27 protein-coding genes are annotated in these 23,830 nt (G+C 48.7%); 13 read left to right on the forward strand and 14 right to left on the reverse strand.

The window, feature by feature from the left end:
• From ABY802_RS04025 to ABY802_RS04060, 8 genes are all read right to left on the reverse strand, one after another.
• Entirely contained in the window at positions 1-549 is a 549-nt protein-coding gene (locus ABY802_RS04025) for a hypothetical protein (protein ID WP_372625723.1), read from the reverse strand.
• Positions 549-1,307, reverse strand: coding sequence for a twin-arginine translocase subunit TatC (gene tatC / locus ABY802_RS04030; RefSeq protein ID WP_372625724.1), 759 nt, complete (start codon positions 1,305-1,307; stop codon positions 549-551). The genes ABY802_RS04025 and tatC overlap by 1 nt, the downstream gene beginning before the upstream one ends.
• Positions 1,297-1,659 (reverse strand): Sec-independent protein translocase protein TatB, encoded by a 363-nt coding sequence (gene tatB / locus ABY802_RS04035; protein WP_372625725.1) that lies wholly within the window; start codon positions 1,657-1,659, stop codon positions 1,297-1,299. The genes tatC and tatB overlap by 11 nt, the downstream gene beginning before the upstream one ends.
• Complete coding sequence (tatA, locus tag ABY802_RS04040; RefSeq protein WP_372625726.1) at positions 1,660-1,908, reverse strand: twin-arginine translocase TatA/TatE family subunit; 249 nt, start codon at positions 1,906-1,908, stop codon at positions 1,660-1,662.
• Positions 1,909-1,961: 53 nt separating this feature from the next.
• Positions 1,962-3,590, reverse strand: a complete 1,629-nt coding sequence (ubiB, locus tag ABY802_RS04045; protein ID WP_372625727.1) for a ubiquinone biosynthesis regulatory protein kinase UbiB — start codon at positions 3,588-3,590, stop codon at positions 1,962-1,964.
• A 3-nt stretch (positions 3,591-3,593) separates the two neighbouring features.
• Positions 3,594-4,202 carry an SCP2 domain-containing protein gene (locus ABY802_RS04050; RefSeq protein ID WP_372625728.1) on the reverse strand — a complete coding sequence of 203 codons (609 nt, stop codon included), beginning with the start codon at positions 4,200-4,202 and terminating at the stop codon, positions 3,594-3,596.
• Positions 4,202-4,957, reverse strand: coding sequence for a bifunctional demethylmenaquinone methyltransferase/2-methoxy-6-polyprenyl-1,4-benzoquinol methylase UbiE (gene ubiE, locus ABY802_RS04055; RefSeq protein WP_372625729.1), 756 nt, complete (start codon positions 4,955-4,957; stop codon positions 4,202-4,204). The genes ABY802_RS04050 and ubiE overlap by 1 nt, the downstream gene beginning before the upstream one ends.
• A gap of 97 nt (positions 4,958-5,054) precedes the next feature.
• Positions 5,055-6,077 carry a GGDEF domain-containing protein gene (locus tag ABY802_RS04060; RefSeq protein ID WP_372625730.1) on the reverse strand — a complete coding sequence of 341 codons (1,023 nt, stop codon included), beginning with the start codon at positions 6,075-6,077 and terminating at the stop codon, positions 5,055-5,057.
• Between the two features lie 234 nt (positions 6,078-6,311).
• On the opposite strand from ABY802_RS04060, the gene ABY802_RS04065 reads away from it, so the two are divergent.
• Positions 6,312-8,045 (forward strand): DUF885 family protein, encoded by a 1,734-nt coding sequence (locus tag ABY802_RS04065; protein ID WP_372625731.1) that lies wholly within the window; start codon positions 6,312-6,314, stop codon positions 8,043-8,045.
• 130 nt (positions 8,046-8,175) lie between these two features.
• Here ABY802_RS04065 and ABY802_RS04070 read toward each other — a convergent pair whose 3' ends face one another.
• Entirely contained in the window at positions 8,176-8,406 is a 231-nt protein-coding gene (locus ABY802_RS04070; protein WP_372625732.1) for a hypothetical protein, read from the reverse strand.
• Positions 8,407-8,446: 40 nt separating this feature from the next.
• Entirely contained in the window at positions 8,447-8,914 is a 468-nt protein-coding gene (locus ABY802_RS04075) for an EVE domain-containing protein (RefSeq protein ID WP_372625733.1), read from the reverse strand.
• A gap of 64 nt (positions 8,915-8,978) precedes the next feature.
• On the opposite strand from ABY802_RS04075, the gene tesB reads away from it, so the two are divergent.
• A complete protein-coding gene (gene tesB, locus ABY802_RS04080; RefSeq protein WP_372625734.1) occupies positions 8,979-9,848 on the forward strand; it encodes an acyl-CoA thioesterase II in 870 nt (289 codons plus the stop codon).
• Here the strand turns inward: tesB and plsB are convergent.
• Positions 9,845-12,289, reverse strand: coding sequence for a glycerol-3-phosphate 1-O-acyltransferase PlsB (plsB, locus tag ABY802_RS04085; RefSeq protein WP_372625735.1), 2,445 nt, complete (start codon positions 12,287-12,289; stop codon positions 9,845-9,847). The genes tesB and plsB overlap by 4 nt on opposite strands.
• Positions 12,290-12,428: 139 nt before the next feature.
• On the opposite strand from plsB, the gene lexA reads away from it, so the two are divergent.
• The 5 genes from lexA (at position 12,429) to ABY802_RS04110 (ending at position 17,583) form a co-directional block, all read left to right on the forward strand.
• Positions 12,429-13,049: a transcriptional repressor LexA gene (gene lexA, locus ABY802_RS04090; protein ID WP_372625736.1), complete on the forward strand. Its 621-nt coding sequence runs from the start codon at positions 12,429-12,431 to the stop codon at positions 13,047-13,049.
• A gap of 399 nt (positions 13,050-13,448) precedes the next feature.
• Entirely contained in the window at positions 13,449-14,519 is a 1,071-nt protein-coding gene (gene coxB, locus ABY802_RS04095) for a cytochrome c oxidase subunit II (RefSeq protein WP_372625737.1), read from the forward strand.
• A gap of 2 nt (positions 14,520-14,521) precedes the next feature.
• Positions 14,522-16,132 (forward strand): cytochrome c oxidase subunit I, encoded by a 1,611-nt coding sequence (gene ctaD / locus ABY802_RS04100; RefSeq protein ID WP_372625738.1) that lies wholly within the window; start codon positions 14,522-14,524, stop codon positions 16,130-16,132.
• 10 nt (positions 16,133-16,142) lie between these two features.
• Positions 16,143-16,700, forward strand: coding sequence for a cytochrome c oxidase assembly protein (locus tag ABY802_RS04105; protein WP_372625739.1), 558 nt, complete (start codon positions 16,143-16,145; stop codon positions 16,698-16,700).
• Position 16,701: 1 nt separating this feature from the next.
• Positions 16,702-17,583 (forward strand): cytochrome c oxidase subunit 3, encoded by an 882-nt coding sequence (locus ABY802_RS04110; RefSeq protein WP_372625740.1) that lies wholly within the window; start codon positions 16,702-16,704, stop codon positions 17,581-17,583.
• Positions 17,584-17,592: 9 nt separating this feature from the next.
• On the opposite strand, the gene ABY802_RS04115 is transcribed toward ABY802_RS04110, so the two are convergent.
• Positions 17,593-17,802, reverse strand: coding sequence for a DUF2909 domain-containing protein (locus tag ABY802_RS04115; RefSeq protein ID WP_372625742.1), 210 nt, complete (start codon positions 17,800-17,802; stop codon positions 17,593-17,595).
• 26 nt (positions 17,803-17,828) lie between these two features.
• Between ABY802_RS04115 and ABY802_RS04120 the strand changes: the two genes are divergently transcribed.
• From ABY802_RS04120 to ABY802_RS04140, 5 genes are read left to right on the forward strand one after another with little or no spacing between them, the layout of a single operon-like run.
• Positions 17,829-18,560, forward strand: a complete 732-nt coding sequence (locus tag ABY802_RS04120; protein WP_372625743.1) for an SURF1 family protein — start codon at positions 17,829-17,831, stop codon at positions 18,558-18,560.
• Positions 18,547-19,062 (forward strand): hypothetical protein, encoded by a 516-nt coding sequence (locus ABY802_RS04125; RefSeq protein ID WP_372625744.1) that lies wholly within the window; start codon positions 18,547-18,549, stop codon positions 19,060-19,062. The genes ABY802_RS04120 and ABY802_RS04125 overlap by 14 nt, the downstream gene beginning before the upstream one ends.
• Entirely contained in the window at positions 19,059-20,054 is a 996-nt protein-coding gene (locus ABY802_RS04130) for a heme A synthase (RefSeq protein ID WP_372625745.1), read from the forward strand. The genes ABY802_RS04125 and ABY802_RS04130 overlap by 4 nt, the downstream gene beginning before the upstream one ends.
• Complete coding sequence (cyoE, locus tag ABY802_RS04135) at positions 20,055-20,966, forward strand: heme o synthase (RefSeq protein ID WP_372625746.1); 912 nt, start codon at positions 20,055-20,057, stop codon at positions 20,964-20,966.
• Positions 20,956-21,597, forward strand: coding sequence for an SCO family protein (locus ABY802_RS04140; RefSeq protein ID WP_372625747.1), 642 nt, complete (start codon positions 20,956-20,958; stop codon positions 21,595-21,597). The genes cyoE and ABY802_RS04140 overlap by 11 nt, the downstream gene beginning before the upstream one ends.
• On the opposite strand, the gene ABY802_RS04145 is transcribed toward ABY802_RS04140, so the two are convergent.
• Positions 21,594-22,610 carry a polysaccharide deacetylase family protein gene (locus ABY802_RS04145; RefSeq protein WP_372625748.1) on the reverse strand — a complete coding sequence of 339 codons (1,017 nt, stop codon included), beginning with the start codon at positions 22,608-22,610 and terminating at the stop codon, positions 21,594-21,596. The genes ABY802_RS04140 and ABY802_RS04145 overlap by 4 nt on opposite strands.
• A gap of 57 nt (positions 22,611-22,667) precedes the next feature.
• Entirely contained in the window at positions 22,668-23,246 is a 579-nt protein-coding gene (gene nfuA, locus ABY802_RS04150) for a Fe-S biogenesis protein NfuA (RefSeq protein WP_372625749.1), read from the reverse strand.
• Positions 23,247-23,375: 129 nt separating this feature from the next.
• On the opposite strand from nfuA, the gene ABY802_RS04155 reads away from it, so the two are divergent.
• Positions 23,376-23,830, forward strand: a 455-nt coding sequence (locus ABY802_RS04155) for a M14 family zinc carboxypeptidase (RefSeq protein ID WP_372625750.1), incomplete at its 3' end; no start/stop codon positions are given.

The raw sequence follows: 23,830 nt of genomic DNA on the forward strand, positions 1-23,830 counted from the left end.
CTAATCGACCCGGCGAACCTTTACGGTACGATTATTATCGTCGTTGCCCAGGCTAAACGAATTAAACAGTCCGCGTTTAACGTAATGCTTTTCGCCAACCGCTATTTTGTAGTAATCCGTTCCGGATTGACGCCAGACCTGACCATTATCAAATTCAACAATCAACTCTTTTCGCGGGCTATAGCTAATGGCACTGACGGTAAAATAAAGCTGATCAGCTTTATTTTCAGCGGTCTGCTTATGTTCAAGACCAAAGTTTTTGTCAGCTTCTGTGCTTTTGGCAACTGGAGCAGCGCGGCTTATCGTTGCCGGTTGCGCCGTGCTTGCTGCACTATCCTGTATCTGGTTAGCAACGGGCACAGTGGTAGCAACCGGCTGGGTAGCCGACTGCAGACTGATCTCGTCGTAACACACCAGTCGTTTCAGGGCATTCTGTTGTTGCCTACATTCATTAAGCGCATCTGATAGCTCGCTGGCCTGCACCAGGGGGCAAAATGAGCTGGCAGTGACAACCAGCAAGCTACTGACAAGAGACAGTGATTTGTTCATTATTGTTGTTCTTCCTCTGCAGTGTGTTCCGGCTCGGTCTTCGGCTGATAAAAGCGGCTTAACCACAAGCCAGCTTCAAATAGCAACCACATTGGCACCGCCAGTAAGGTTTGTGATAATACATCGGGTGGGGTAAGTAGCATTCCCAATACAAAAGCACCGACAATGATATAGGGCCGTTTACTGGCTAACGTGGCCGGGGTTACCGTACCGGTCCAAACCAGCAGTAAAATGGCTACGGGGATTTCGAATGATAAACCAAAGGCAAAAAACAGCTTTAGTACAAAGTCGAGGTAACTGCTGATATCCGTGGCAACAGTAACTCCGACCGGCGCGACACTGGTAAAAAAAGCAAACACCAGCGGAAACACCACAAAATAGGCAAAGGCAATGCCGCCATAAAATAATAAGGTACTGCTGATCACCAATGGCGCGACCAGGCGTTTCTCTTTGCCATAGAGGGCGGGCGCGATAAACTGCCATACCTGCAACAGGATATAAGGAATAGCCAGGCATATCGCAACGATAAAGGTAAGCTTAAAGGGCGCGAAAAAAGGCGCGGCAACATCAGTGGCAATCATACTGCTGCCCTCAGGCAACACAGCTATAAGCGGTGCCGCCAGCAGCTGATAAATATCTGCAGCAAAATAAGCGAGACAGGCAAATACCACTATTACCGCAATAACGCAGCGTAATAAACGATTGCGAAGTTCCAGTAAATGGCCAAGCAGGCTATCGGCTTCCGGTTTATTTTTCATTGTCAGGGTCAATCGGTTTTTTGTCTTCTGGGGTGGTTGCCGGTGCCAAAGCTTTCGCTTTCGCTATGTCTGTTGCCGGCGGGTTCACCGATTTAGCGGCAGCCCGCAGCTCGTCCAGCGCGGCTTGTTCATCAGAGCTCAGGTTAAGCAGGTTTTTACTTTCAGCATCTTTTAATTTCTGATGCAGTTCGTGCACCCGCAGATTCTCGCTGAGTTCGGCCTGCATCTGGCTGCCAAATTGTTTAATGCTGCGAATGGTTTTTACGGTACTGCGGATGGCCCCGGGCAGCCGTTCAGGCCCCAACACCAGCAAGGCAATAACCGCAATAACCAGCAGCTCCCAGAAACCCATTTAGTTTTTATCTTTCTCTGACTGTTTGCTAGCGTCGGTCTGAATATCGCTGTGACTACGTTTTTGCTCTGCCAGTTTTTCTGGAGTATCGTCTTCTGCAGCGGGCTCATCTTTGATAGAGCTGCGAAAGCCCTTAATGGCCGAACCTAGGTCGGTGCCAATGCCACGTAACTTTTTGGTGCCGAATAACACCACAATAATGGCCAGAACAATTAACAATTGCCAAATACTAATGCCGCCAAAACCCATAACAATTACCTCTGTAATCTATGCTGAAGTTGCTAAGCCAGTGTGCAACAACTTTATGACAATAGTGCTTTTGCAGCGAAAAAGATAGCCCCGCCAAGCAACGCCCCCGCCAGCCATAGCGCTCCAAAACTTAGCGCTATAGTACCACTTATCAGGGTGCCTGCGGCAAGTGCTGCTGCAACAATTTGCCGCGTGGTTTTGTGCTGTTGCAGCTGCAGCAACTGCAACTGCTGTAGCAGCATCGTCTGTTGTTTAGGCCCCTGTTCCAGATACCGATGTAATAAGGTTGGCATCTGTGGCAGTTTTTCAGCCCAGAAAGGTGCATTGTCTTTCACCTGGCGCCATAACGCGGGTAACCCGACTTGTTGTTTTACCCAGCTTTCTAAAAATGGTTTAGCGGTTTTCCACAGATCTAATTGCGGATAGAGCTGCCGGCCAAGCCCTTCAACATACAGCAGGGTTTTTTGTAACAGTACTAATTGTGGCTGTACCTGCATATTGAAACGGCGGGCGGTGCTGAATAAGTTTAGTAATACATGGCCGAACGAAATGTCAGCCAGTGGTTTTTGAAAAATGGGCTCACAGACTGTTCTGATCGCGCTTTCAAACTCTTCCACGTTGGTATCAAGTGGCACCCAACCGGAGTCAAGGTGCAGCTGAGCGACTTTACGATAGTCGCGGTTAAAGAACGCGACAAAGTTCTCAGCCAGATAACGCTTGTCTTCACTGTTTAAGGTGCCGACTATGCCGCAATCAATACCAATGTACTTCGGGTTGTACGGATGCTCCCGCGACACAAAGATATTGCCTGGGTGCATATCGGCATGGAAAAAACTGTCGCGAAATACCTGCGTGAAAAACACCTCTACCCCGCGTTTTGCCAGCAGCTCCATGTCGGTGTGCTGGGCGTTTAGTGCCGCGATGTCGGACACGGGTATGCCGTAGATCCGCTCCATCACCATCACATTAGGACGGCTGTAATCACTATGTACATAGGGAATATATAAAGAATCAGAGCCTTCAAAATTACGACGCAACTGAATAGCATTGGCGGCTTCGCGCTGCAGGTCAAGCTCATCAATAATGGTTTTACGATATTCAGATACCACTTCACGTGGTCGCAGGCGTTTACCATCGGGTAAGTAACGGGCAGCAATGCCTGCCAGGCCATCCATTAAATCAAGATCCGCAATAATTTGTTTAAGAATATCGGGCCGGATCACCTTGATGACGACATCTGCTTCGCTGCCGTCGGGTTGGCGCAGCACTGCAGCATGCACCTGAGCTATTGAGGCCGAAGCCAGCGGTACTACGCTAAAGTTACTGAACAATTCACTGATATCTGTCAGGCCCAGGGCGTGTTCAATAAGCTGCTGAGCCTGCTCGCCGGGAAAAGGGTCTACCTTGTCCTGCAGCTTGGCGAGTTCGTCGGCGATATCGGCAGGTAATAAATCACGCCTTGTCGACAGCATCTGGCCAAACTTGATCCAGACCGGGCCGAGGCTCTGTAATGCCAGCCTGAGCCGTTTGCCCACCGGATAATCAGGGTAACGGTTATACAACCAAAACGCACTTTTACGCATGCTGCGGGCGTACCAGGGTTGCCATGCTGGCGGTATCAATTCATCAAGACCGTACTGCAACAACGTTTTCTGAATATGGTAAAAACGGCTGAATCGCAACGGTTACTCCTTCTGGCCTGGCAGGCGGGCGATAAGCCGGTCAACTCTGGCACTGAGCTCACTGACATCTTGGCTAAATTGCTGTAACTCAATACTGGTTGGGCTGAGCAGCAGCTCGTCCTGAGCCAGCATGGTGACACTCTGATCAAGTAAGGACGCTTTTTGCTGTATGTAATGTTGCAACTGGCCAATACTCAAACCAATTTTATGGGCCATTGCATCGCCGACATAGCCGGCTAGTGCTTCCTGCCAGTCGGGGTTCAGACGTTGCAAAAAATAGCTGTATTGCTGCGCAACCTGGATATCTCCCTCGATTTGCAGCGCATCGGCTTTAATCAGCCGGGTTAACTGGCTGGCGTCACGAAGTTGGCGTAAGCTGGCTAAGTCGGTACTGATGGCGCAATCCACGGCTTCGTTATGCTGGTTGAACAACAAGCGGTCGCTACCGGCAGTCAGCACCAGTCTCAGCTTAAATTCACGCAAGGTAAAGGCTAATTGTTTACCCTGTAGTTTGCTTAAACGCTCACTGGCTCCGCTATCCATGCTGATCAAGCTATGGCACAGGCGCTCGGCACTGGCACATAACAATTGAGGCAGCAGGGCTTGCAACATCAGAACTTAAAACCGCGATGCAATGCCACAATACCACCGGTAAGGTTGTGGTAGCTCACTTCAGCAAAGCCGGCTTCGGCCATCATGGTTTTTAGTGTTTCCTGATCCGGGTGCATCCGGATTGACTCTGCCAGATACTGGTAGCTTTCTTTGTCATTGGCAATTAGCTGGCCCATGACGGGCAGTAATTTAAACGAATACATATCGTATACTTTACTTAGCCACTGCTGTTCAGGTTTGGAGAACTCCAGCACCAGTAAACGGCCACCCGGTTTCAGAACCCGAAACATCGATTTTAACGCGGCGGCTTTGTCGGTGACGTTTCTCAGGCCAAAGCCGATGCTGATAATATCAAAACTATTGTCGGCGAAAGGCAGGGCTTCAGCATTTGCCTGCACAAATTCAATGTTATTAATCAGGCCTAAGTCACGTAATTTATCGCGACCTACGTTAAGCATTGACTCGTTAATGTCGGCCAACACGACTTTACCATTTGCACCTACCCGACGAGAGAACAATGCCGCAATGTCGCCGGTGCCTCCAGCCAGATCAAGCACATGCTGGCCGGGTCTGACCCCACTGCAATCAAGGGTAAAACGCTTCCACAGCCGGTGAATACCCAGCGACATCACGTCATTCATAATGTCATATTTGGCAGCAACTGAATGAAACACGTTCGCTACCAGAGATACTTTCTCTGCGGCAGGGACGGTTTTATAGCCGAAGTCGGTTGTGTTGTGTGTTGGTTCAGTCATGAAGTTGCCTGTTTCAGCGCTAAAAAGAGTAACTAGTGTAAAAGAATTGACCGCGCTAGCCAACTGCTGTGTGTATACGTGACAGGTGCTGTCAGGTTCAGCCAGCAAGCAACATTAATTCATCGGCCACCTGGTTGCGGCCTCGTGCTTTGGCCAACTTTAACACTTGCGAGCTACGTGCTAAAAACTGATACCAGCTTTCTTTGGCCTGAAACAACGATACCCCCAGTGAAATAGTGACCTTAGGCAGGCTTTTCTTGTCGCGGGATGACACAAACCGAAGTTTCTCAACGCCTTTACGCACCTGCTCAGCGATTTCATTGGCAGTACGCAGGTCGATATCAGGTAGCAGCAATAAAAACTCTTCGCCCCCTGAACGCACCGGCATTCCGCTGGCTTGTACATAACTACCCACTTTTCGTGCCACCTTGCTCAGAATAACATCGCCGATAGTCTGCCCATAATCCTGATTAAACCGACTGAAATGATCAATATCGACCACAATGGCAGCAATTCGCCGCTCCGGTTGTTCCGATAACCAAACATCAACCTGATTTTGCATGGCAATCCGATTGTAAAGGCCGGTTAGCGGGTCCTGCATTCGCTCTAACTTAAGCTGTTCAAGTTCATGTCGTAACTGATGGCTCTGTTTGTTCGCCATGGCAAGCTGGCTATGTAACTGCTGCTGCTGTTGCTGATAAGACTGCGCCTGCGCCATAATAATTCCGGCGATATCCGCTACCTTAGCGGGCGCATTTGTAAGGTCATATAACTGTTGTTCTAATTGTTGAAGAAACTGACCTGTAGCCTCTGCGGCCAAATCAGTATAGCCAGATAGACGGCCAACAATACCGGTTACCTCATGCAGCAGTTGTTCTTGCTGCGCATTTTCGTCTGCCAGCCAACGCTGATAAAGCTCGACCATAATAAAGTCATCAAAAGTTGCTTTGCTGGCGAGTTTTTGCTCAATGGCGTGACACAGGCCTGCATTGTTGCCGCTGATATAGTCGTAGGCCACCGCATAATTGATAGGGTGAATAGCAAGTTGGTTATGCTGCAGGAAAGCTTTGACTAAGCCCGCTTTTTCCAGCGCTTGTTGCAGCGAGTCCTGATACTTCATAAGACGATATTGAGCTCCGGGGCCATTCTTTTTATTATTTTTTTCTGATCCCATAGTAACCGAATCCGGCTCGCTGGCAACATGCTATGTAAACAAAATCGTTCAGTCGCTGAAAATAGCGGCAAACCGATGGTTAAATCTCGGCTCAGCGACACGATTTGCAAGTTTAAGTGGCTTTATTCGCGGCTAAATCAGGTTACAATCGTTAACAACACAGCTCAAAGGATCAACCCGATGCGAATTATGCTTACGATAACATGCTTACTGGTAAGTCTGGCCGGATGTGCGACAGGGCCGCTGCAGCAGGATCCCGACCAGCGCTTTACCCAGTTAGCCGAGCAACTTTGGCAGGCTGAAACCACCCTGACCGCCAGTGAACCCGACCGGATGCCCGATATGTCGCCGGCAGCATTAAGTGCCCGCCAGCAGCAACGGTTAAATTGGCAGCAACAATTACAGCAGGTGGATGTTGCGCAGTTGTCAGAGCAAAATCAGATTAACCATGCCATCCTGTTGTACCGGTTAGCTAATGATATTGATGAGTACCGGTTTAATGCACATTTAACGCCGCTGACGTCAGAATCGGGGTTTCACACGTCCGTGGCAATGATGTTGCAGCGCAGTGCCTTTCGCCAGCTGGCCGACTATGAGAACTATCTGCAGAAGCTGGCGACTGTCCCGCGTTATATGCAACAACAGACAGACTGGATGCGTCAGGGATTGTTGACCGGAATTACCCAACCCAAAGCGGTACTGAAAGGTTTTGAACACAGTATTAGTTCGTATATCACAGATGATATGACGGCCAGCGTTTTTTACCGGCCATTTATGACGAAGCCAGACAGCATTAGCGATACCAAGTGGCGACAGCTGCAGGACAGTGCACAGCAGATTATTTTGCAGGACATTAATCCGGCATATCAGGCATATTATGACTTTATGGTACAGGATTATATTCCCGGTGCCCGCGATACTATTGCTGCCAGTGCGTTAGTCGACGGTGCCGCGTTTTACCAGAACAGACTTGAGCATTACACCACACTTAAGCTGACCCCACGGCAAGTTCACGATACCGGGCTGGCAGAGGTAAAGCGGATTCGCGCTGAGATGCAGGCCATTATTACGCAATTAGACTTTGCCGGTAGTTTTGCCGATTTTATTCAGTTCTTACGCACCGATCCGCAGTTTTATCCGCAATCTGAGCAGGAGTTAATGCGGTACGCTGCCTGGTTGTCTAAGCAGGCGGATGCAGAGCTGCCCCGGTTATTTAAAACATTGCCACGCACGCCTTATGGGGTGGTGCCGGTGCCCGCGGAAATTGCGCCAAAGTACACGACCGGCCGGTATGCGGGCGCATCGCGCGATGATCAGGCGGGATTTTACTGGGTAAATACCTATGCATTGAATCGTCGGCCGTTATACGAGATGCCAGCGCTAACCTTGCACGAAGCGGTACCGGGTCATCATTTGCAAATCTCGCTGGCTCGCGAGCAAGCCAGCTTACCGGACTACCGGCGTAGTTTTTATACCTCTGCTTTTGGTGAGGGCTGGGGCTTGTATGCCGAATATCTTGGGCTTGAGATGGGGTTTTACGATGACCCTTACAGCAATTTTGGCCGCCTGACTTACGAAATGTGGCGGGCAGCCAGGTTGGTGGTCGATACGGGTATGCATAGCATGGGCTGGAGCCGACAGCAGGCTATCGACTTTCTGGCCGCAAACACAGCCTTATCAATACATAACGTGACCACTGAGATAGATCGTTACATCAGCTGGCCAGCACAGGCGTTATCTTATAAGTTAGGTGAAATCACCATCAGGCGTTTAAGAGCCGATGCGCAGCAGCAACTGGCAGATAAATTCGATATCCGTCGTTTTCATGACGTTGTATTAGGCAATGGCAGCGTACCGTTAGCGGTGTTAGAGCAGCAGGTTGCTGCTTACATTACTGCGCAACTGGCTGAATAATACCGGCCTAAAGACGATAAAAAACAGCCGGCACTTGCCGGCTGTTTACTGTTCGTGATGCTTAATTTGTCAGGATTAAACGTTAGCTGATACGTGTACATTATGCGTATCAAACAGAAGCAACGTGACCTCAATGTCTGAGAATAACTTTAGGCTCGGTATTAATCTGACCTTCGTTATCTATTGCTGCCATTTTATTGCCAGCAAACAACACGGCTATTTTTTGGTTGTCTTGCTGCCGTACAAATCGTAATTCATAGCCGAATCGTTGTAACTCTGCTACAGAAAACTTCTGTGCTAAATTCAGTTCTTCCCAGAAATAATGCATATCCTTATCCGTCTGGCGCCGCTCTTGAATCATACCTGGCTCCAACTGCAGGGACTTAAATTTTTGGATTCAGTCAGGCCGGTTGGGAAAGCGCCACTATGGTTAGCCATTGAGCACAAGTAACAGGCATAACAGAAAGTCTGTTGCCTTTACGTACCAGCGGCAACTCATTCAGAGTAGCTACATTTTTTAACTTGTCCAGTCTGATCAGTTGGGGCAGTTTACAAACAAACTGCAAATCGACAGCTACCCAACGTGGTTTCTGCTTAGTGGCTTTATTATCAAAATAGTGACTGCTGCGATCAAACTGGCTGGGGTCTGGGTACGCCGATTTAACCACACTGGCAACGCCAGCTATGCCAATATCCTTGCAACTGGAATGATAAATAAAAACCTGGTCACCAACGACGATATTATCCCGCAGAAAGTTCCTGGCCTGATAATTGCGAACCCCCTCCCAGACTATGGGTGTGGTGGGAGCCTGCGCAAAGTCATCAATACTGCATTCGTCCGGTTCGGTTTTAAATAACCAGTAGTTCATCTTTGCCAGGCCCCTCGCTTTGCGGCAGAATAGAGACTGCAGAGTGTAGCAAAAGGACCGCTGAATGAGTCAGGTATTAGAGAATTTGTTATCGTTGCTAAAATTAGAAACGATTGAGTTAGGGCTGTATCGGGGACAAAGTCAGGATTTAGGCTTTAAAGCCGTTTTTGGCGGTCAGGTCATGGGTCAGGCATTGTCAGCCGCAAAAGAAACCCTGACCGAAGAGCGCAAGGTGCATTCATTTCACTCTTATTTTTTGCGACCAGGTGACGCCAGTAAACCGATCGTTTATGAGGTTGAAGCGATTCGGGATGGTAAAAGTTTCAGCACCCGCCGGGTCAGTGCGATTCAGTACGGTAAGCCTATTTTCTACATGACCGCCTCGTTTCAGACAGAAGAGCAGGGGTTTAATCACTACGATCCTATGCCGGAGGTGCCTGAGCCTGATGACTTGGTATCCGATCTGGCATTTTATCAGCAGCATGCTTCATTAATACCCGAAAGCCTGCGCAGCAAATTTATTTGTGAGAAACCGATAGAGATGCGGCCGGTCGATTTTCAAAATCCGTTTCAGCCGCAAGTCAGCGCACCGAAGCGTTACGTCTGGTTTAAAGCAAATGGTAATATGCCAGATGATATCCGGGTACATAAATATCTACTGGCCTATGCGTCAGACTTTAATTTTCTGCCAACAGCGTTACAGCCACATGGTGCATCCTTTATGGCAGCAAATATGCAAGTGGCGACGATTGATCATGCGATGTGGTTTCACCAGGACTTTCGTTTCGACGACTGGCTGTTGTATGCCGTAGACAGCCCTCGGGCCAGTGGCGGCCGGGGCCTGGTGCGAGGCCAGTTTTTTAACCGTAACGGTGAACTGGTCGCGTCAACCATGCAGGAAGGGGTTATTCGCCGCTATGCCAGCGCCCGTTAGGGCGCAGCATCCTCTGGCATAATGCTTTGCAACGTTTGCAGAATGTCGTTTCTCAGTAATGTATTCACGGTTTGTGTCAGCTGCTGTAGCCGTGGACTGCTGCATACCTGATTACTGCTGTTAGTATGGCTGATCCCAGCCTCTTTCAGGGCATTGATCAGGGTGGCAAACAACCCTTTGTCATAATATTCCGGTGCAACAATGCCGTGTAAATGCAGCAGCCGCTGAGCCAGTTCATGCCCTCTGTTTTCCAGGTCTGTGCGGTTTAGCGGCCCCTTCGCCACAATCAGATTTAACACGATAGCGTAGCGCTGCAAGGTGTCTTCAGCATTATGGGCCAGCAGGCTTAGCATAAAATAGTGCCTGCTTTGCTGGGCAGGGGCGTAAAAGTTAACGCCATCAGACTCAATTAAGCCTTGTTCGGTCATAAATTGCAGTAACGCCTGGCAGTAAGTGCGTAAAGAGCTGACATATAAAAATAGTTCAGCTTTAAGCAATGGGTATAGCTGTTCAATATCACTGAGTAACTGCTCACTACTGATGCTGCGCTGATGCAGTACTGATGAGGCCAATAACGAAGGCAGCATAAATAAATGCAGCACGTTATTTTTGTAATAGCTGGCTAACACACTATGCTCTGCATTTAATCCGATTAGCTCGCCAAAGCCGTCGGTGGTGCTTTGCACCTTCTGTAGATTAAGGGCGTGAGCAATAAGACTGTCGGCATCTCCTTCAGGCAAACTAACCTGGGGGTGGTAGGGCACCTGGCGCTGTAAATTCAGATAAAAGCTCAGTTGCTGGACCAGTTCATTCCGGGTTAGCACATGCTTATCAGTGGCAAGAATACTTAAGGCAATCAGGTTGGTGGCGTTTAGCGCCGCAGCCTGATTAATGTGCTGCATTACCTGATTCGCCAGTTTAGCGACCAGCGGGTTTAACCAGGTTGGCTTTTGCACTTCCAGTGGATGAATTTGACTCTTCCAGTCACTTACCTGCTGATTAAGGTACTGATTAAGTTGAATAGGCTCGCCAAAACTGACATAGCCGTAACCATAATCCCGTAAATTGCGAATAGCCTTTAGTACGCCGCCGATGGATTCTTTCTTTTTACCCGATCCCTGTAGCTCGTTGACATAGGTACTGACTTCCATCACGTGCTCGTAGCCCAGATATACCGGTACCAGCGTCACGGGGCGTTCTATACCCCGCAGCATCGATTGCACCGTCATGGCCAACATGCCGGTTTTAGGTTGCAACAGCCTGCCGGTGCGGCTGCGGCCACCTTCGGAGTAATATTTTACGGCGTAACCTTTACTAAACAGTTGACTAAGATATTCCCGAAAAACTGCAGAATACAATTTATTGCCACTAAAGCTGCGCCGGATAAAAAACGCGCCGCCACGCCGAAAGATAGTACCAGCCGGCCAGAAGTTTAAATTGATACCGGCGGCAATATGCGGCGGCACCAGGCCCTGATGATAAATAACATAACTTAATAGCAGGTAGTCCATATGGCTGCGATGACAGGGTACATAGACAATTTCATGCCCCTTTTGTGCCAAATCACGCAGCATATCTGCGTTATTTATTTTGATACCGCTGTAAAGTTTTTTCCAGAGCCAGCTCAGTATCCTGTCACCCACGCGCAAAGTGGATTCACGATAGTCTGCAGCGATTTCTTGCAACAGTTTGTGGGCGTTCTGCCGGGCGACTTTAAGTGACACTTTTTTTGAGCGTGCTTCATCTTCTATTGCTTGCTTTAACGCGGGTGATGCCAGTAAAGCGTTGAAAAGCTGGCTGCGATTAACCAGTTTAGGCCCGGTAGCAGCCAGTTTTTGCCGGTAAAAATGAAATCGTGACATGCGCAGCAGTTTGCGGGCAGTATCCGGTTTATCACCAAATTGCGCTGCCATCTGAGTCAGGGAGACTGCCCGGCTTAACCGGACCAGAGTGTGGCGGCCTGACACCAGTACAATCATAAACTTAGCCAGCCAATGTGGCGCATTTGCTTCGCCCAGCAACCATTTTATACTGTTTTCCTTACCGGGCGCCCGGCCCCACAATATTGCAACGGGCACCAGTTGTGCGTTCAATTCAGGGTTAGCAAGATGAAGTTGCAGCAACTGCTGGCCCTGGCGCAGTGCCCGGGTTTTACTCCTGCCGCCAATGACACTATGAGGCTTTTCGAGAAATAGCGTACGGGCCAGTACCGTGCCGTCTAGCGTAACTGACTGCAGTGGATCCGGCAGATTTAGCTGCTGGCACACCCGACGTAACGTGGCGAGATCGCTGGCAGACTCTGTATGACAGACATAGAAAATGGGTCTGTCAATATCCAGCGCCAAGTCACTGACCGGGTGGTCAGGAACAATCTTAAACTTAACCAGCAGTCGCAATGGCCATTTTAATAACGCGGTACACAATGACAACAAAGAAAACATACAAATACCGACCATGAACACAGACTTGCCAGAATATCACGGAAGCAGAAACTGGCAAATTTGTCGTGCAGACAAAAACTTGGCAATTGGCAAAAGGCTGTATATACTCACAGTAACCACTGTATAGGTAGCCAGCATTATGAGACCACTTACGCCGCGTCAGGCAGAAATTTTGCAACTTATCAAAGATTATCAGGCCGAGACCGGTATGCCGCCAACCCGGGCGGAAATTGCCAGCCAGCTCGGCTTTAAATCGGCCAATGCAGCAGAAGAGCATTTAAAAGCACTGGCAAAGAAAGGCGTTCTGACTATGATGCCGGGCACCTCGCGCGGCATTCGCTTATTAGAAGACGAGAATGAACCAGAGCAGCTGGGTTTACCCTTGATAGGTAAAGTTGCTGCCGGGCAACCCATTCTGGCAGCAGAACACGTACAGAATCATTACAAAGTGGATGGACACTTATTTAAACCGCACGCTGACTTTTTACTTAAAGTGCAGGGAATGAGCATGCAGGATATTGGTATTCTGGATGGTGATTTGCTGGCCGTGCATAAAACTTCCCAGGCTCAGCCTGGACAGGTAATTGTTGCCAGGGTTGATGAGGATGTCACGGTTAAGAGGTTTCAACGCGATGGTCACCAGGTGTTGTTACAGCCTGAAAATAAAGATTTTGATGTAATTAAAGTAGACCTGCGCCAACAACAGTTTGCCATCGAAGGATTGGCTGTTGGGGTAATTCGAAATGGCAGTTGGTTATAAAAAACTATTAGCTCAATAAGTTATTTGTTAATAGAAGCGCTGGTACGACCTGTTGGTTTTGCCGGCGCTTTTGTTATTTAGGGGTTTACACTGACGGTGATTTGGATGATTCTTAGACAAAGGTTGCCGAAAAAAATATCGGTTACCGTTTTGGGATACTGCGCGGGCAGTTAAAATTAAAAAAACTATAACAATAATAAACTAAAGAAACGTCATACATAGGTTCGGGGGCTAGCGGTATTCACCGTATATTCTATCGGTATTCGCCGTGTATTACTGTGTACAGGTTTCTGCGGTTTGCTTTGCAAATGACAGAGGAGAAGTACAGTGGCGAAGACGAGTAGTATACGTTGGACGCTGCCGACCTTGCTTTTAGCCGCTTCGGCTAATGCAGCAGCTATGCCTTTAAATATGACCAGGGGCGTAACGGAGATCAGTCAGGAGGTTTACAGCCTGCACATGCTGATTTTCTGGATTTGCTGTGTTATCGGGGCAGTGGTTTTCGGGATTATGTTTGTCTCTATCCTGTTACACCGAAAAGCGCGGGGCGTGCAACCAGCTCAATTTCACGAAAGTACCAAAATAGAAATTCTTTGGACCGCTATACCGGTGGTAATCTTAATTGGTATGGCTATACCTGCTTCCAAAACGCTCATTGCCATGGACGACACCTCTGCAGCGGATGTCACGGTTCAGATAACAGGTTCGCAATGGAAGTGGCATTATAAATACCTGGGCAGTGATCTGGAATACTTCTCTGTACTGGCTACGCCTCGTGAGCAGATAACCAACCGTTTTGCCAAAGGTGAAAATTATCTGTTAGAAGTGGACAGACCCCTGATTATCCCCACCGGCCAGAAAGTTCGTTTCCTGATGACCTCTGATGATGTTATTCATTCCTGGTGGGTACCGGCATTTGCCATTAAAAAGGACGCTAACCCAGGGTTTATCAACGAAGCCTGGACCCGGGTCGAGGAGCCTGGAATTTATCGGGGTCAATGTGCAGAGCTTTGTGGTAAAGATCATGCTTACATGCCGATAGTGGTGATAGCAAAAAGCCCTGACGACTACGCTGCGTGGAAGGCTGGCGAAGAAACCCGGATTGCACAGGAAAAAGCCGCAGAGCAGGAATTGTTGGCGATGAATATGGATATGTCTGAGCTGATGGCCAACGGCGAGCGCACTTACATTGCCTATTGCGCGGCATGTCATCAACCTAATGGTGCTGGTTTACCTGGTATTTTTCCCTCTCTGGCAGGCAGTCAACTTATCTTAAATGACAAAACTGCCCACATTGATATCGTATTAAACGGCAAAGCCGGCACTTCAATGCAGGCGTTTGGCCGCCAGTTAAGCTTAAAAGAATTAGCATCTGTCCTGACTTACACCCGCAATGCCTGGGGTAACGACACCGGAGAGGCCATTCAAGCCGCCGACGTTTATAAAGTGCAGCAGGGTGAGGGAGAATAATAATGTCTGTAGTAACTACTGAACCACATGACCATGAATCGCAGCATGACCACGAGCATGAGCATCATGATCATAAACCTGGCGGCATAAAACGCTGGCTTTACACCACCAACCATAAAGATATCGGCACCATGTACCTGGTGTTTGCGTTAATCATGTTTTTTATTGGTGGCACCATGGCAATGATCATCCGGCTGGAGCTATTTCAGCCGGGTATGCAATTTGTTGAGCCACACTTCTTCAATCAGATGACCACAGTACATGGTCTTATTATGGTATTTGGGGCAGTAATGCCTGCCTTTACCGGGCTGGCAAACTGGATGATTCCGATGATGATTGGCGCGCCAGATATGGCGTTGCCCCGGATGAATAACTGGAGTTTCTGGATACTGCCTTTTGCCTTCCTGATCCTGTTATTGTCGTTGTTTATGCCAGGTGGTGGCCCAAGCTTTGGCTGGACCTTCTATGCACCACTTTCCACCACGTATAGCGGTGACAGTACAGCCCTGTTTGTGTTTTCTGTGCATATCATGGGTATATCCTCGATTATGGGGGCGATCAACGTCATTGTTACCATCTGGAATATGCGGGCACCCGGCATGACCTGGATGAAGATGCCACTGTTTGTCTGGACCTGGTTTATTACAGCATTCCTGTTAATTATGGTGATGCCTGTGCTGGCAGGTGTGGTTACGATGGTATTAACAGATAAATACTTTGGTACCAGCTTCTTTGATGCTGCCGGCGGCGGGGATCCGGTGCTGTTTCAACACATTTTCTGGTTTTTCGGCCATCCCGAAGTGTACATTATGATTTTACCTGCCTTTGGTATTGTCTCGGCTATTATTCCTACCTTTGCCCGGAAAAAGCTATTTGGGTATGCCTCTATGGTTTATGCCACAGCAAGTATCGCTATCCTGTCATTCCTGGTGTGGGCGCACCATATGTTTACCACCGGTATGCCGGTGTTCGCCACGCTGTTCTTTATGTACGCCACCATGCTGATTGCGGTGCCAACCGGGGTAAAAGTGTTTAACTGGGTGGCAACAATGTGGCGTGGCGCGATGACATTTGAAGTGCCGATGATGTTTGCCCTGGCCTTTATTGTGCTGTTTACCATTGGTGGCTTTTCTGGCCTGATGCTGGCAATAACGCCGGCAGATTTCCAGTATCACGATACCTACTTTGTGGTTGCGCATTTTCATTATGTACTGGTGACGGGTGCCATTTTCTCCATTGTGGCAGCGGTGTATTACTGGTTGCCAAAATGGACCGGCTTTATGTATGACGAAAGCCTTGGCCGCTGGCATTTCTGGTGCTCGTTGATTTCGGTCAACCTGCTGTTCTTCCCGATGCATTTTGTAGGTTTAGCGGGCATGCCACGTCGGATCCCGGATTACGCACTGCAATTTGCTGACTTTAATGCCTTTATTAGTATTGGCGGTTTCCTGTTTGGTTTATCACAGCTGATTTTTGTCTGGGTATTGATTAAGTGTGCCCGTGGCGGCGTGCAAGCAACCGATCAGGTATGGGAAGGTGCAGAAGGTCTGGAATGGGAAGTGCCATCGCCAGCGCCATATCATACCTTTGAAACACCTCCGGTCATTAAGTAAGGAATCGACCATGGCGCAGAACAAACCGTTAATTGGCAAGTTGATCCTGATAGCGCTGGCTATGTTTGGCTTTGGCTTCGCTCTGGTCCCACTTTACGACGTGTTCTGCGATTTAACTGGCATTAATGGTAAAACTGCGGCAGTTGCAGCAACAGGTGACAATGCAATTATTGACACCAGCCGGGTGATTACCATTGAGTTCCTGGCGCGACCAAACAAAGACATGCCCTGGGTATTTGCACCAGAAGTACAGAGCATGACAGTGCACCCCGGCGAAATTCATATTATGAATTATCTGGCGGAAAACCCGACTGGCCGGATGATTGTCGGTCAGGCCGTTCCGTCTGTATCGCCGGGTCAGGCAGCGCTGTATTTTAATAAAATTGAATGTTTTTGCTTCAGCCAGCAACAACTGGCTGGCGGTAAAAATATGCTGATGCCGTTACAGTTTTATGTCGACCCGGCTTTGCCGGCTCAATTTAATACCATAACCCTGAATTACACTCTGTACGATGTCACTCAGGCCTGGGCAGCTCAGCAACCACAACAAAATAATATTGGGGAATAAGATGACAACAAAAACCTATGAAAAATATTATGTTCCCGCTCAGAGTCCGTGGCCTATTGTTGGTGCGATCGCGCTGTTTTTTATTGCTTTTGGCGCAGGGCATCTGGTAATCGACATCAGTAATCAGCAAAGTGGCTTTGGTGGTTATTTACTGCTGTTAGGCTTTGCTGTGCTGGTATTTATGCTGGTGGGTTGGTTCAGAAATGTGATTGATGAGTCGATGAGTGGCTTATACAGTGCACAGATGGATCGCTCGTTTCGCCAGGGCATGAGCTGGTTTATCGTCTCTGAAGTGATGTTCTTTATGGCCTTTTTCGGTGCGTTGTTTTACGGCCGGATGATTGCGATGCAGTGGCTTGGGGGCTCGAGCAATAATGCCATGACATTCGAGCTGCTTTGGCCCAACTTCGAACCGGTATGGCCATTACTTAAAACGCCTGGTGGAATTGAAACTCAGGCCATGCCCTGGACCGGTTTGCCATTAATTAACACGGCTATTCTGGTCGTGTCGTCCATTACCTTACATTTTGCCCATACCGGCCTTGAACAGCAGAAACGTGGCCAGTTAAAGTTGATGTTGTTGCTAACGTTACTGTTAGGCGCGACTTTTCTAAGTCTGCAGGTTTATGAATACATTCATGCTTATCGGGACTTGGGCTTAAGATTAGATTCTGGATTTTACGGCAATACGTTTTTCTTACTGACCGGCTTTCACGGCCTGCATGTTACCCTGGGTGCTATCATCCTGCTGTTTGTGTTTTTCAGAGTGCTAAAGGGGCATTTCACCCCAGAGAAGCACTTTGCCTTTCAGGCTGCTGCCTGGTACTGGCACTTCGTTGATGTGGTGTGGATTTGTTTATTTGTTATTGTGTACATGCTGTAACCAGCGGTTTCAGTAAGGCCTGGGGTTGGGTGTTATCCAGCCCAGTGCCATGGCCAGCATAATCACTAATAATACTAATACTGATAAAAATACCCGACGCCCGAGAAAGCGTGACATTTGTTTTTGTTCCGGATCGTTACGCAACATGACAATTCCGGCCCGGAATAAGTTGAAAACAATAAATAGTAGTAGTGCGATGATAACAAGCTTAAGCAACATCCTTTTTAATCTCCGGTTAGCCAATTATGCGGTTTAAATTATTCGGCCGTTATTTTGGCATTCATAAAGTATGGTTGCTAATTACTGTGACGGCTTTTGCAATATTAAGCAAGCTTGGCTTCTGGCAGTTGCAACGGGCAGAAGAAAAAGCGATTCAAATCAGTCAGCTCGAACAACTTCAGCAACAAGGCGCCCTGAACTGGCAACAGCTGGCTGGGTTGACAGCAAGCGAGGCGGACGGCGTGCTGTTTGCCAGTCAGGGCCGCTGGCTGCAACCTTATGTCTGGTTGCTGGATAACCAGATTGTGGAGGGCAAAGTCGGCTACGATGTGATTATTCCGGTGCAGCACAATACTGTCAGCCCAATACTGCTGGTTAATCTGGGCTGGGTCGCCGGCGGTAATGACCGTTCCGTATTTCCTGAGCTAACAATTCCGCTGCAGCTCTCGCTGCACGGCCTTATACGCAGTGAAGTAGGGGGCTTCAGACTGGGTGCCAACACTGAAAAAGACGGGTGGCCACAGCGAATTCAGCAACCTGAGCTGGAGCAAATGGCTGCGCAATTACCGGTAAACGCATTGCCGATTATGTTATTTCAACAAGGTGACAGCCCGTTTCTGCCCCACTACAACGCGGTGGTTATGCCACCAGAAAAACATCATGGTTATGCCTTTCAATGGTTTATGCTGGCAATCGCCGTAGTGGCAGTGGCGATTGCTGCTGCTCGGCGCAGCGGGAGTGAAAATGAACAAGAATAAATTTGTGCTGCTTTTCGTTTTATGTTGTGCTCTGCCGCTGGCGGGAGCAAAGCTGGTACTCGAAATGGGTTGGTTTAATCCGGGGTCATCCAGCAAGGGAGAGTGGCTGAAGCAGGAAATTTTTCTGCTGAATGATATCACTGGCGAGAAAAAGCATTGGCGGATCGTGTTGTTAACCGATTCACCTTGTCAGCAGCGCTGTCAGAACGCGTTGCACACGGTAAAACAGCTCTATATTGGTCTGGGACGCAAGCAAGAGCAGGTTCAGCCAGTGGTTATAGGGTCATTGCAACAACCTGAGCTTTATCCGATGTTCGATATTCAGCAGGCCATACCCGCGAACGTTGCTGCGCTCTCACAGCAAATTTTACTGGTTGACCAAAAAGGCCTGGTGCTACTGAGCTATCCGATGCCGGAGCAGGACGAGCAGATGGCGCAGATTGCCCGGAACATCCGCTACGACTTATTAAAGCTGCTAAATTATGACAGGACCAGTGTATGACCAGACATAAATGGTTGGTATCCGTTACCTTGCTGCTAACGATGGTAGTAATTATATATGGTGCTTTTACCCGTTTAACCGACGCGGGCTTAGGATGTCCGGACTGGCCAGGCTGCTATGGCTTTTTAAAGGTGCCCGAAAAACCTGAAAGCATTGCGTTGGCGGCGCAGGCATTTCCAGATAGGCCTTTAGAGCCTCATAAAGCCTGGAATGAGATGATCCATCGTTATCTGGCCGGTACGTTGGGCTTATTAATTGCTGCCATATTTATGTCCAGCTTTTTTAGTAAGGTCCGCCAGCCACGTACGCTTCCTATCGTGCTGTTGCTTCTGGTGATTTTCCAGGCAGCGTTGGGGGCCTGGACAGTTACCATGAGTTTATTACCGATAGTGGTATTGGCTCATTTGTTAGGGGGCTTTACCCTTTACTGCTTGCTGGCGTTATATTGGATGCAATTGTCACCGGGGTTGCGGCAAACAGAGCCGGCATTAAATAGTTTGAAACCGCTGGCCATAGTCGCTGCGCTGGTAGTCATGATTCAGATTGGGCTTGGCGGCTGGACTGCGGCTAATTATGCCGCCTTAGCTTGTATTGAGTTGCCGGTTTGTGAAGCTGGCTGGCTAAGCCGGCTGGCACTTGATGAAGCCTTTGATTTACATCTTGGATACAGTGACTATGAGTATGGGGTGATGTCTGCCGAAGCCCGCCAGACAGTACATGTATTTCATCGGCTGGGCGCCTTTATTACACTCGGGATCGTTAGTTGGTTCGCCGTGCTGTTGTATAAGCGGGCTCAGACGAAAGTCATGCAGAATTTTGCCCTGGCTATGGGCGGTGTTTTGTTGTTGCAATTTATACTGGGTCTGTTAAATGTGGTACTGCATTTGCCATTGGTGAACGCCGTGGCACATAATTTTGTCGGCGCGAACTTACTGATGATCATGATAGTGGTGGTGTATCAGTTATACCGCCCCGTGGGAAAGGAGGCATAAATGGCGGCTATAACAGCAACTCGTCATAGTATTTCACGCTGGCGCGACTATCTTGAACTGACAAAGCCTAAAGTCGTCGCGCTACTGGTGCTGACAGCCTGGGTGGGCATGATGCTGGCTTCTCCGGGCTTACCTGATCTCGCGGTAGTGGTTTTTGCCACCATTGGCATTGGCCTGTTATCGGGCGCTGCTGCGGCCCTTAACCATGTGGTCGACCAGCGGATTGACGCCCAGATGGCGCGGACCCATAGCAGGCCGGTAGCCAAAGGGCGGGTCAGTTCCCAGCAAGCCATAGCGTTCGCCTGCGCACTGGCAGCAACCGGCTTTGTCTTGCTTTATCTGGGAGTTAACCCGCTAACCGCCTGGCTGACGTTGCTTAGTTTGTTTGGTTATGCAGTGGTCTATACCATGTTTCTGAAACGTGCCACACCACAAAATATCGTGATTGGTGGCCTGGCAGGGGCTATGCCTCCTTTACTTGGCTGGACAGCGGTTTCGGGTGAAATTCATGGTTATGCACTACTGTTAGTGATGATTATTTTTGCCTGGACGCCACCGCATTTTTGGGCGTTGGCCATTCATCGACGAGATGATTACGCCAAAGTAAATATGCCGATGCTGCCGGTGACGCACGGTATTGAATACACCAAAAGCGCCATTTTGTTGTACACGGTGTTATTGTGTCTGGTGTGTTTACTGCCTTACATTGTCGGTATGACCGGGGCGGTATATTTACTGGGTAGTACCTTACTGAATTTACGATTTTTACAATATGCCTGGAAATTAAAATTTAATGCAGACACTACAACCGCAATGGCTACGTTCAAGTTCTCCATTGTTCATTTAATGGTGCTGTTTTTAGTGTTGCTGTTGGATCACTATTTTAAGGTGTCACCTTTTTATGTTTCGTAATTTAATCGTTTTAATCTTATCTGCTGCTGCCGTGGTTGCAGGTGTGATGCTGTATTTACTTTGGCAGCATCAGCCATTACCGCAGCAGGCACTGGTTTATCCGCAACCACGCAATCTGTCCGAATTTACTCTGATAGACCAGGAAAAGCAGCGTCGTGGCCGCGAAGATTTAATGGGAAAATGGACCCTGGCGTTTGTTGGCTATACCTATTGTCCGGATATTTGCCCGTTAACGTTGGCCAAGCTGGCTGGAGTGCAGGCAGAGCTGGCAGCCAGTCTGGAGCAGCCACTGCAAATTTGGTTTATTTCGGTCGACCCACAGCGCGATACCCCGGAGCAGTTGCAGCAGTACGTCGAGTATTTTAACCAACCTGCTTTAAGTGGGTTAACTGCGGGCCACGATCAGCTGTTTCCATTCGTTCGTGAGCTGGGATTAATGTATGCCATGAGCAGCACCACTGCACAGGATTATCTGGTAGACCATAGTGCTTCGGTAGTTTTAATTAATCCAAAGGGCCAGGTTGCCGCGATGTTTAAACCCGATATGGCACCCGGTGAAGTGCCACTGGTTAACCGTGAGCAACTCCTCGCTGACTTCCCGTTAGTACTGTATCAGCTGCAACAGCGCTAATTTAGCCAAGGCTGCGAATACCAGTAGAAGTAGCCCTTTTTAGTCAGTGACGGGGCAGTGCAATTGTAGCGGCTTCGGCCACGATTCAATGGTTTGCTCGCAGTAACTTCGAAGGTATTCTCATTTAACCAGTCAGGTTCAAGTGCCTCGGTACCGGCGTAACAGCGTAGCTGGCCAGGCAGAAAGTCGTTAACCTTAATTTGCAGGCGTAACGTTGGCGGGTTATCAGTTATTTGCTGATCAGCCGATAGGTAATGCGTTATATCAAAAGCTAAAGTACGTAATTTCTGAGCAAGATTGGCTAAATCGGCATACTGGCCGGCTGCCGGATAGCGTGGGATCCTGCTGAGTTTTGTTGAGGCACCAATGGCGCCGGACTGCTGGCCAATACCGATAAAGCCTAATGCTTCAACCAGGGTTTCCAGTTCATTGTTAAATTCGCCGTAAGGGTATGCCAGCCATTTATGGCTCTGGCCAGTTTCGGTCAGAATTCTGCGTTCAGCTTCTAAAATGTTGTGCTTGATCCGACTATGCCAGTCAGCCTTGCTTTCGCCAGGTTCCAGCTGGGTCATATGCTCATGGTTCATTGCATGATTCGCTACCAGTACGCCGTCTGCCGCCATCTTCCTTACTTGATCCCAGCTCAGCACCGGGCCAACCCGGTTATCAATACTGCCCGGGCTGATAAAAATAGTATAGGGAAAGCCAAACTCCATCAGAATGGGATGAGCAGTAGTGTAGTTATTTTCAAAGCTGTCATCAAAGGTGATGACCACCGCATTGTCAGCTATCGGCAGGTTGTTCCGCAGCTGGTTAATCAGGACATCCAGAGCAATAACCTGGAAATCATTATCTTTGAAATATTGCAGGTGCTGACGCAGTTCCTTGGCGGTAACACTGCTTACCCGCGGAGTGTCATCAGCAACATGATGATAGATGAGCATGACAGCAGCCTTAGCCGGGAGTGCGAGAATAAGGCTAAACAGTGCAGCAAATAAAATAATCATACGCATAAAAAAACCCGGAAAATAAACTTAACCGGGGTCGTTATACCATAAACTGCTAGCGGCTTAGTAGTAAGAATGCTCACCACGCTGGTGTTCGGTGATGTCACGAACCCCATTTAACTCGCCACTAAAGCGGGCCAGCAATTCTTTTTCAATACCCTCTTTCAGGGTGAGATCAACTTGCGAGCAACCATTACATCCACCACCGAATTGCAACACGGCGACACCGTCGTTAGTTAATTCCATGACGGATACCCGGCCACCATGATTGGCCAGTTGCGGATTAATCTCAGCGTCAATAACGTACTGCACCCGTTCCATCAAAGGTGCGTTGTCATTTACCTTGCGTACTTTGGCGTTCGGCGCTTTTAAGGTCAGTTGTGATCCCATTTGATCGGTCACAAAATCAATTTCTGCGTCAACTAAAAACGGTTTACTTTCTGCGTCAACTACCGCATTAAAGCCGGTAAATTCGATTTGAATGTCGGTATCTTCCATGGCATCTGCCGGACAATAAGATACACCACACTCCGCCTGAGCCGTGCCAGGGTTAACTACAAATACCCGGATGCTGGTACCGGCAGCTTGTTTTTCCAGCAGCTTTGCAAAATGGGCTTGCGCCTGTTCTGAAATAGAAATCATCTTAGTACCTGACTAAATTACTAGGTTAATGGCTATCATACTCTCTGTCTGGCGCTGATGCCAGCCCTGCTTGAGTTTTGCTGTACTTTCTGGCTAACTGGGCGCGCAAAAAAATTAAAGGAAACAGGCATGAAACTGAGTGTAATGGTTTTTTTCACACTCTGGGCCGCAACGGCGCAGGCGCAATATTTTAATGAGCCGGTTAACACCAGGCTACCCTCTCCACAACAAACCTTAGGTCATGCTGTGGGTGACTGGCATGCACGGCATGATCAGATCCAGCATTATTTTGAGCAGCTGGCCCGCCAGTCAGACAATGCCATGTTAGAAGTAATAGGTTATAGCCACGAACAACGGCCGTTGCTGCAGTTGGTTATTTCATCGCCTGAAAATTTAGGTCGGTTGGATCAGATCCGTCAGCAACATGTGCAGCAGGCAAAACAAGGTACAAAAATTGCCGGCGATGCACCGGTTATCATCTGGCTGGGTTACGGTGTGCATGGTAATGAACCGAGTGCAGCCAACGCAGCGTTGGTGCTGGCACATTATTTGACGGCGGTTCAGACTGAAGAGGTTCAGGCCTG

It is taken from the genome of Arsukibacterium sp. (assembly GCF_041616895.1).
GTDB lineage: Bacteria > Pseudomonadota > Gammaproteobacteria > Enterobacterales > Alteromonadaceae > Alishewanella.

Bases quoted from the DNA above. Each gene is read 5' to 3' on its own strand.
- ABY802_RS04145 (WP_372625748.1), bottom strand. From the start codon at position 22,610: ATGCGTATGATTATTTTATTTGCTGCACTGTTTAGCCTTATTCTCGCA.
- tesB (WP_372625734.1), top strand. From the start codon at position 8,979: ATGAGTCAGGTATTAGAGAATTTGTTATCGTTGCTAAAATTAGAAACG.
- ABY802_RS04075 (WP_372625733.1), bottom strand. From the start codon at position 8,914: ATGAACTACTGGTTATTTAAAACCGAACCGGACGAATGCAGTATTGAT.
- ABY802_RS04105 (WP_372625739.1), top strand. From the start codon at position 16,143: ATGGCGCAGAACAAACCGTTAATTGGCAAGTTGATCCTGATAGCGCTG.
- ABY802_RS04115 (WP_372625742.1), bottom strand. From the start codon at position 17,802: ATGTTGCTTAAGCTTGTTATCATCGCACTACTACTATTTATTGTTTTC.
- lexA (WP_372625736.1), top strand. From the start codon at position 12,429: ATGAGACCACTTACGCCGCGTCAGGCAGAAATTTTGCAACTTATCAAA.
- ABY802_RS04050 (WP_372625728.1), bottom strand. From the start codon at position 4,202: ATGTTGCAAGCCCTGCTGCCTCAATTGTTATGTGCCAGTGCCGAGCGC.
- tatC (WP_372625724.1), bottom strand. From the start codon at position 1,307: ATGAAAAATAAACCGGAAGCCGATAGCCTGCTTGGCCATTTACTGGAA.
- ABY802_RS04065 (WP_372625731.1), top strand. From the start codon at position 6,312: ATGCGAATTATGCTTACGATAACATGCTTACTGGTAAGTCTGGCCGGA.
- ABY802_RS04140 (WP_372625747.1), top strand. From the start codon at position 20,956: ATGTTTCGTAATTTAATCGTTTTAATCTTATCTGCTGCTGCCGTGGTT.
- ctaD (WP_372625738.1), top strand. From the start codon at position 14,522: ATGTCTGTAGTAACTACTGAACCACATGACCATGAATCGCAGCATGAC.
- tatB (WP_372625725.1), bottom strand. From the start codon at position 1,659: ATGGGTTTCTGGGAGCTGCTGGTTATTGCGGTTATTGCCTTGCTGGTG.
- ABY802_RS04130 (WP_372625745.1), top strand. From the start codon at position 19,059: ATGACCAGACATAAATGGTTGGTATCCGTTACCTTGCTGCTAACGATG.
- tatA (WP_372625726.1), bottom strand. From the start codon at position 1,908: ATGGGTTTTGGCGGCATTAGTATTTGGCAATTGTTAATTGTTCTGGCC.
- ABY802_RS04025 (WP_372625723.1), bottom strand. From the start codon at position 549: ATGAACAAATCACTGTCTCTTGTCAGTAGCTTGCTGGTTGTCACTGCC.
- ABY802_RS04060 (WP_372625730.1), bottom strand. From the start codon at position 6,077: ATGAAGTATCAGGACTCGCTGCAACAAGCGCTGGAAAAAGCGGGCTTA.
- ABY802_RS04120 (WP_372625743.1), top strand. From the start codon at position 17,829: ATGCGGTTTAAATTATTCGGCCGTTATTTTGGCATTCATAAAGTATGG.
- ABY802_RS04110 (WP_372625740.1), top strand. From the start codon at position 16,702: ATGACAACAAAAACCTATGAAAAATATTATGTTCCCGCTCAGAGTCCG.
- coxB (WP_372625737.1), top strand. From the start codon at position 13,449: ATGCCTTTAAATATGACCAGGGGCGTAACGGAGATCAGTCAGGAGGTT.
- cyoE (WP_372625746.1), top strand. From the start codon at position 20,055: ATGGCGGCTATAACAGCAACTCGTCATAGTATTTCACGCTGGCGCGAC.
- ubiE (WP_372625729.1), bottom strand. From the start codon at position 4,957: ATGACTGAACCAACACACAACACAACCGACTTCGGCTATAAAACCGTC.
- ABY802_RS04070 (WP_372625732.1), bottom strand. From the start codon at position 8,406: ATGATTCAAGAGCGGCGCCAGACGGATAAGGATATGCATTATTTCTGG.
- nfuA (WP_372625749.1), bottom strand. From the start codon at position 23,246: ATGATTTCTATTTCAGAACAGGCGCAAGCCCATTTTGCAAAGCTGCTG.
- plsB (WP_372625735.1), bottom strand. From the start codon at position 12,289: ATGTTTTCTTTGTTGTCATTGTGTACCGCGTTATTAAAATGGCCATTG.
- ABY802_RS04125 (WP_372625744.1), top strand. From the start codon at position 18,547: ATGAACAAGAATAAATTTGTGCTGCTTTTCGTTTTATGTTGTGCTCTG.